Here is a 7,267-nt window from a genome sequence, read left to right as displayed (position 1 = left end):
CCCCGCCGATAATTGTCCGGACACCGCGCCGGTGACCCGGTCATGCAGTTCGTGGGCTTCGTCGATGACGACGACGTCGTACTCGGGGAGCACCGCCAGCCCCTCGAAGGCACTGATCGCGAGCATTGCATGGTTGGTGATGACGATATCCGCGTCGCCCGCCTTGGCCCTGGCCCGTTCGCTGAAGCATTCCGCCGCGACCGGGCACTTTTGGGCGCCAAGACATTCCATGCTGGTCACGGACACCTGCCGCCACGCCTGCTCGCTCACCCCGGGAGTCAGCTCTTCCCGGTCACCCGTGTCGGTGGTTTCGGCCCACTCCCGGAGCCTGACAACCTCGCGGCCCAGCGGGGTGGCCGGGCCAGCGGAGGGATGCGGTGCGGCGGTGTCCTCGCCGAGGCTGAAGAGCGCGTCGGGTGCCCCCTCTTCGGGGAAGCCTCCGCCCGTCTTGTGCTTGCAGACGTAATTGCCGCGGCCTTTGAGTAGCACCACGTCGACGGGGCGGGGTAGCTTGCCTTTGAGGGCCTTCAACAGCCGGGGCACGTCGCGACCGACAATCTGGGCCTGCAACGCCAACGTTGCGGTGGATACGATGGCCGGTTTGTCGTGGGTCAGGGCGTGGGAGATCAAGGGGATGAGGTAGGCCAGCGATTTACCGGTGCCCGTGCCAGCCTGCACCAGCAGGTGGTCCCCGGTGGTCAGCGCCTCGGCGACCCGTTGCGTCATCTCATGCTGGCCCACCCGGTTCTCGCCGCCCATGGCTTCAACTGCGGCGTCAAGAAGTTCCAGCGGCCCCGCGGTACCGCTGTCAGGCATGCTGGCGGAATTCCTCCAGATCGGCGGCAAGACCCGCACGGACCATGACGTCGAGCCGGGTGCCCGATTCAACGTGCTCAAGGTTCAGGATCTCGGCGTCGGACTGGTGCAACCTGCTGACGACGTCGCCGCGTTCGTACGGCACCAGCAGCGTCAACTTGACGCTGGGTCGGGGGATGGCAGCGCTGACGGCTTCGAGGAGCTCGGCGATACCCTCGCCCGTGCGGGCTGAGACCACCACGTGCCGGGGCTCGCGTTGACGCAGGCGTTCGATCACGAAGGGATCCGCGGCATCGGCCTTGTTCAGAACAATGATTTCGGGGACCTTGCGGGCATCGACCTCAGAGAGCACTTCCCGCACCGCGGCGATTTGCCCCTCCGGATCGGGGTGGGACACATCCACCACATGGAGAATCAGGTCCGAGTCGGCAATCTCTTCGAGCGTCGACCGGAATGCCTCAACCAGCTGGGTGGGCAGCGACCTGACGAACCCGACCGTATCGGCGAGCGTGTAGCCCAACCCATCGGCGGTTTCGGCCTTACGCACCGTGGGATCCAGGGTGGCGAACAGCGCGTTCTCCACCAGGACGCCAGCGTCGGTGAGGCGGTTCAGCAAGGAGGATTTGCCAGCGTTGGTGTAGCCGGCGATTGCGACCGAGGGGATCTCATTACGACGGCGGTTGGCGCGTTTTGTTTCGCGGGCTGGTTTCATCCCGCTGATCTCCCGGCGCAGCTTCGCCATCCGGGTGCGAATCTTCCGCCGGTCAAGCTCGATCTTCGTTTCGCCGGGCCCACGGGAACCCATCCCGGCGCCGGCGCCGCCGACCTGGCCGCCTGCCTGGCGGGACATGGAGTCACCCCAACCGCGCAGCCTGGGGAGTAGGTATTCGAGCTGTGCCAGCTCGACCTGGGCTTTGCCCTCCCGCGATTTCGCGTGCTGGGCAAAAATGTCGAGGATCAGGGCCGTCCGGTCAATGACCTTGACCTTGACGATGTCTTCCAGTCCGCGGCGCTGGGAGGGAGAGAGTTCGCTATCCACGATGACGGTGTCGGCTCCGGTGGATACCACGATGTCCTTGAGCTCCTGGGCCTTGCCCGAGCCGAGGAAGGTGCCGGGGTCTGGCTTGAGCCGGCGCTGGACGATGCCGTCGAGCACCTCTGAACCGGCGGTGGCTGCCAGCGCCGACAGTTCCCGCAGCGAGTTTTCAGCATCTTCGGCGGTGCCTTCACTCCAGAGCCCTGCCAGGACGACGCGTTCGAGGCGGAGCTGCCGGTATTCGACCTCTGTGACGTCTTCGAGTTCGGTGGAAAGCCCTGCGACGCGTCGCAGTGCACGCCGTTCGTCCAGGTCCTGCTGGTCGCCGTCGTAGGACGACCGTTCGTCGTCGTGCCCGGATGAGACACCGACGAAACGGTTGCCTGCGCCCTTCGCGGACGCGGCCTCGTCTTTAGCCAGGATCCGATCAATCACTGCCTGAATTTCGGCTGGGCCGATCTCTGGTTCCGGCGTCGCCGGTCCCCCGTTATTCGTGGTCATACGCTCCCTAAAGTGGTGTCCTTCAATGGTAGTCGTCCCGGTCCCGATCGGGTGAGGCACTTCACTGAGCGCGCAATTGATTCCTCCGCCGCGGCAGGGCCCTACCGGTGAGCAAAGTGGACCGGGCGGGCCAACCGGGACGGCGGTGGCCGAAATTCCCCTCACGGGCGCCCAGGTTGCTGGCGGATTCGGCGGTGACCGGGTTCCAGAAACCGTCGGCGGCTCGACTACGCTGGTTTGTTATGGATTCCCATTACTTCAGCGCCCAGCCGGCCGGCCCGGAGACCCGCAAACCGCTCCGCACGGTGCTGGCCGGGGTAGAGCGCACCCTGGTGACGTCCTCGGGCATCTTCAGCTCCGACGGGATCGACAAGGGCACCCGCATCCTGCTCGCTGAGGCCCCCGATCCGGTGGGCTCCCGGATGCTCGATATTGGCTGCGGCTGGGGTCCACTGGCACTGACGATGGCGCTGCTGGCGCCCGACGCCCAGGTGGTCGCCGTCGACGTCAACGAACGGGCGCTGGCGCTCACCGCGGAAAACGCGAAACTGTTGGGCCTGGGCAATGTGGTGGCGACCCGCCCGGAAGAGGTCGACGCCGATGCCACCTTCGACACCATCTGGTCCAATCCACCGATCAGGGTGGGCAAGGACGAGCTGCACGCGCTGCTGCTGAAGTGGCTGCCCCGGCTGTCGCCTGGCGGGTCCGCGTGGCTGGTGGTGCAGAAGAATCTCGGCGCTGACTCGCTGCAGAAGTGGATTGCCGATCAGCTGGCCGACGGGTTCGAGGTGTCCCGCACTGCTACCTCGAAGTCGTTCAGGATCATCCGGGTGGAACGCCTCACTCCCTAGCGCACGCCGCCTAGCGGCGTACCGCCTAGCACCGCTCGGCTGTCTGGGAGCCCTTAGAGGAAGGTGCCGGTCGCCACCAGGACGGCTGGCCCGCTCAGGCTGACATGTTCGCGCCCGTCAGGTCCGGCGTGGAAGCGGACGCCGACGACGCCGCCGGGCACCTCGACCCGCCAGGTGAGGGGCGCTTCGGCCCCGGCCCAGAATCTCGTGGCCGCCGCAACTGCGCACGCCCCCGTCCCGCAGGACAGGGTCTCCCCCACGCCGCGCTCATGCACCCGCATCCTGACGCGGCCGACGCCGTCGTGCACCAGCGGATCGTGCGGCACCACGAATTCGACGTTGGTCCCGTCGACGGGCGTTGGGTCGACGACCGGCGCGGTGAACAGCCGTGCGGCATCCAGTTCGGCAGGCTCAGCCAGTGCCACGACCGTGTGGGGGTTGCCCATGCTGATTGACAGGGCGGGCCGCGGAACCTCCAGCCCATCGGCCTCCACCAGGGAATCGGTGGCTCGCGATGCTGCAGCGTCGGGGAAGATGAACTCCCAGGGACCCATATCCACCGAGTAACCATCGACGGACCGTTCCACCAGTTTGATCCCGCCGCGGGTGGCAATCGACGCCGTGGCTCCCTCGGCAAGGCTGAGCAGCCCCGCGGAGACCAGCAGGTGGACGAAGACCCGGACGCCGTTGCCGCACATTTCCGACAGCGAGCCATCCGAGTTGCGGTAATCCATGAACCACTCGGCCGACGGATCACTCTGGAGCAGCACCCGCCCCTCCGGCAGGTGGCGGGATCTGATCGCTCGAATCAACCCGTCTGCGCCGATACCACGGTGCCGGTCACAGATGGTGCGGACGTCGTCGGGCCCGATCTCCAGCTCGCCGTCCGGGTCGGTGACCAGGACAAAATCGTTTCCGGTGCCGTGGCCCTTGGTGAAGGCGACACCACTCAGGGCGGTCGGTGCTGGTGAAACCAGTGCGTCGGATTGAATAGTCACGTGTCTAGGATAGGCCGAAGGTCTGCTGGAGGTGGTCTGCGGCCCGGGAGCCCAGGAGCGGATCCTCCCAGTCGAGCCACGTGATCCGCGGGTCGGCGCGGAACCAGGTGAGCTGGCGGCGGGCAAACCGCCGGGTCGCGTCGATGGTGTCGCTCGCTGCCTGTTCCGTGGTCAGCTCACCGTCGAGGACCTGAAGGAACTGGGCGTATCCCAGTGCCCGGGATGCCGTCCGACCGCTCCGCAGCCCCTGGCGGTCCAGGCGTGCTACTTCGTCGAGCAGCCCGTCGTCGACCATGGTGTGGACCCTGGTAGCCAGGCGCTCACGTAACACCGGCCGGTCCACTCGCAGGCCCAGCTGCAGTGCCGGCTGGTGGTACAGGCGTTGCGGCATGAAGGAGCTGAACGGGCGGCCGGTCACCTCGTACACTTCGAGGGCCCTGATCAGCCGGCGGTCATCGAGATCCCGGCCGGCGGAGATCGGGTCCACTGCCGCGAGGCGCTCGCGGAGGAGGTCCGCGCCATCGCGGGCCAGGTCGGCTTCCAGCTGGGCCCGGATGCCCGGCTCGGTACCAGGGAACTCCAGGACGTCAAGGGCCGCCCGAACGTACAGCCCCGACCCGCCCACCAGGATCGGCATCCTGCCGCGGTCCCGGATAGCGTCGATCGCGGTCCGCGCCTGCTGCTGGTAGGCGGCGACGCTGGCTTCCTCCCGGACGTCGAGCGTGTCGAGCAGGTGATGCGGTACGCCCTGCCGCTCGTCAAGACTGACCTTGGCGGTGCCAATGTCCATGCCGCGATAGAACTGCATCGAGTCGGCGTTGATGATTTCGCCGTTGAACCTGCGCGCGAGTTCGATGCCAAGCGATGACTTGCCCGACCCGGTGGGTCCGACGACGGCGATCAGGGGCGGGGATGCGGGCGCAGCGGGAAGCACCGTCAGGCGCCGCGGACCGGCAGCGAGGGCATCCCCAGCGACACGGCGCCTGCTGGGCCAGCGGCTGACCCGCCAGGCGCTGGCACGCCGCACGAATCGGCCTGTGCCCGATCCCACGCGTCACCGGCCCGGGACCGGCGGATGTGAAGTTCTGCCGGCGTCGCGGGGTCCGCCACCAGGTGGAAGGCGGCAGCCTCCGTGACCGTGACGGTGACCAGGTCACCGGGGCGGGGCGGTTCGACGCCGTCGGGCACCGAGAAATGAACCAGGCGCTGGTCACGGGCCCGGCCCGAGAGACGGTGGGTTTCGCTGGCTTTACGGCCCTGCTGGGCGGTGACCATCAGCTCGACCGTCCGCCCGAGCTGGAGGGCATTCTCTTCTGCTGCGATGCGGTCCTGCAAGGCGGTCAGCCGTTCGAACCGTTCCTGCACCACCGCCTTCGGGATTTGATTGGGCAGGTCAGCGGCAGGGGTGCCGGGCCGCTTCGAGTACTGGAACGTGAAGGCGGTGGCGAAACGGGACTTCTCGACGACGTCGAGGGTGGCCTGGAAGTCTTCCTCGGTTTCCCCGGGGAAGCCGACGATGATGTCGGTGGAGATCGATGCGTGGGGCATTTTGGCCCGCACCCGGTCCAGGATGCCGAGGAATTTCGACGACCGGTACGAGCGGCGCATCGATTTGAGGATCTGGTCGGAGCCCGATTGCAGGGGCATGTGAAGTTGGGGCATCACGTTGGGGGTCTCGGCCATGGCGTCGATGACGTCGTCGGTGAAGGCTGCCGGGTGGGGGCTGGTGAACCTGACCCGTTCGAGACCCTCGATGCTCCCGCAGGCGCGGAGGAGCTTGGCGAAGGCACCCCGGTCGCCGAACTCCACCCCGTAGGAATTGACGTTCTGGCCCAGCAAGGTCACTTCGATCGCACCATCGGCCACCAGCGCCTTGATTTCGGCGAGGATCTCCCCCGGCCGCCGATCGCGTTCCTTGCCGCGCAGGGCGGGGACGATGCAGAAGGTACAGGTGTTGTTGCAGCCGACCGAGATGGACACCCAGCCGGAGTAGACGGCGTCGCGCTTGGTCGGGAGCGTGGACGGGAAGACATCGAGGGACTCGAGGATCTCCAGCTGCGCCTCGTTGTTGTGGCGGGCCCGCTCCAGGAGCGCGGGGAGGGCGCCGACGTTGTGGGTGCCGAATACCGCGTCGACCCACGGCGCTTTCTTTAGGATGGTGTCGCGGTCTTTCTGGGCCAGGCAGCCACCGACGGCGATCTGCATGCCGGGGTGCGTTTCCTTGACCGAGGCGAGCATGCCGAGGTTGCCGTAGAGCTTGTTGTCGGCGTTCTCCCTGACCGCGCAGGTGTTGAACACGACGACGTCGGCCTGGGTGTCCGTTGCTGCGGCATAGCCGGCGGCCTCCAGCAGCCCGGAGATGCGCTCCGAGTCGTGGACGTTCATCTGGCAGCCGTAGGTCCGAACCTCGTAGGTGCGCTGCGCCCCCGACACCGCTGCGCCAGGAACACCGGCCCGTTCGGCGGCGGGACCTGTGGGAAGGGTTGGGGTAATGAGACTCACCCGTTAAGGGTACGTGTGCTGCGCTGACCCCCACAATCGACGGGACCTGGAGTTCCCGCGGCAACCGCTGCGAACCGGTCAGTACCAGTTCATCCGCTGCGAATGCTGCCAGGCTGCACACGGCGAACCGTATCTACCGGAGATGTAGCCGAGGCCCCATTCGATCTGGGTGCGGTAGTTCGTCCGCCAGTCAGCGCCGGCGCTGCCCATCTTGCTGCCGGGTAGGGATTGGGGAATACCGTAGGCCCCGCTGTACGGGTTGTTCGCGCTGGTCAGCCACCGGGATTCCTTGTTCCATAGGTTGACCAGACACTGGAACTCGTCTCCGTTCCACCCGAACGACGGTAGTCGGGATGAAGCATAGGCCTGGGCTCCGGCGGGGTCGTCAACGATCGGTGCGGGGCCCGGTGCCGGAGCGGGGGCTGGAGCTGGTGCGGGGGCCGGTGCTGGCGGTGTTGGCGCGGTGCCGGGGTCCGGCTCGGCGTGGGGCGGGGCAGGGGCCGGGCCAGGTATGGGTATGGGTAGAGGCGCTGGAGACTGGGGCGCCGGAGACTGGGGCGCCG

Annotated in this window: 6 protein-coding genes and 1 pseudogene; 1 reads left to right on the top strand and 6 read right to left on the bottom strand. The window is 67.2% G+C overall.

The annotated features are described in order from the left end of the window. Together K728_RS23245 and hflX are read right to left on the bottom strand one after the other, a co-directional pair. Positions 1-816: ATP-dependent DNA helicase (locus tag K728_RS23245; RefSeq protein ID WP_019483431.1), on the bottom strand; the 816-nt coding region annotated here is incomplete at its 3' end. Then, complete coding sequence (hflX, locus tag K728_RS0111425; protein WP_019483432.1) at positions 809-2,353, bottom strand: GTPase HflX; 1,545 nt, start codon at positions 2,351-2,353, stop codon at positions 809-811. The genes K728_RS23245 and hflX, both read right to left, overlap by 8 nt. 242 nt (positions 2,354-2,595) lie before the next feature. Between hflX and K728_RS0111420 the strand changes: the two genes are divergently transcribed. After that, positions 2,596-3,204 carry a class I SAM-dependent methyltransferase gene (locus K728_RS0111420; protein ID WP_019483433.1) on the top strand — a complete coding sequence of 203 codons (609 nt, stop codon included), beginning with the start codon at positions 2,596-2,598 and terminating at the stop codon, positions 3,202-3,204. Between the two features lie 53 nt (positions 3,205-3,257). Here the strand turns inward: K728_RS0111420 and dapF are convergent, their stop codons facing one another. The 4 genes and pseudogenes from dapF to K728_RS21400 all read right to left on the bottom strand — a co-directional run. Then, complete coding sequence (gene dapF, locus K728_RS0111415; RefSeq protein ID WP_019483434.1) at positions 3,258-4,202, bottom strand: diaminopimelate epimerase; 945 nt, start codon at positions 4,200-4,202, stop codon at positions 3,258-3,260. Positions 4,203-4,206: 4 nt separating this feature from the next. Then, positions 4,207-5,136 (bottom strand): tRNA (adenosine(37)-N6)-dimethylallyltransferase MiaA, encoded by a 930-nt coding sequence (miaA, locus tag K728_RS0111410; protein ID WP_024476792.1) that lies wholly within the window; start codon positions 5,134-5,136, stop codon positions 4,207-4,209. A gap of 2 nt (positions 5,137-5,138) precedes the next feature. After that, complete coding sequence (gene miaB / locus K728_RS0111405) at positions 5,139-6,704, bottom strand: tRNA (N6-isopentenyl adenosine(37)-C2)-methylthiotransferase MiaB (RefSeq protein WP_019483436.1); 1,566 nt, start codon at positions 6,702-6,704, stop codon at positions 5,139-5,141. A 78-nt stretch (positions 6,705-6,782) separates the two neighbouring features. Then, positions 6,783-7,267, bottom strand: a pseudogene (locus K728_RS21400) (lytic transglycosylase domain-containing protein); the annotation flags it as partial.

Source organism: Arthrobacter sp. CAL618 (assembly GCF_000468215.1).
Taxonomy (GTDB): domain Bacteria; phylum Actinomycetota; class Actinomycetes; order Actinomycetales; family Micrococcaceae; genus Arthrobacter_D.
The sequence above is the reverse complement of the archived record's forward strand: the minus strand, read 5'-3'. Positions and strand labels throughout refer to the sequence as shown.

What these genes read in the sequence shown, in the direction of transcription:
- hflX (WP_019483432.1), bottom strand. Translation starts at nt 2,353, where the DNA reads ATGACCACGAATAACGGGGGACCGGCGACGCCGGAACCAGAGATCGGC.
- K728_RS0111420 (WP_019483433.1), top strand. Translation starts at nt 2,596, where the DNA reads ATGGATTCCCATTACTTCAGCGCCCAGCCGGCCGGCCCGGAGACCCGC.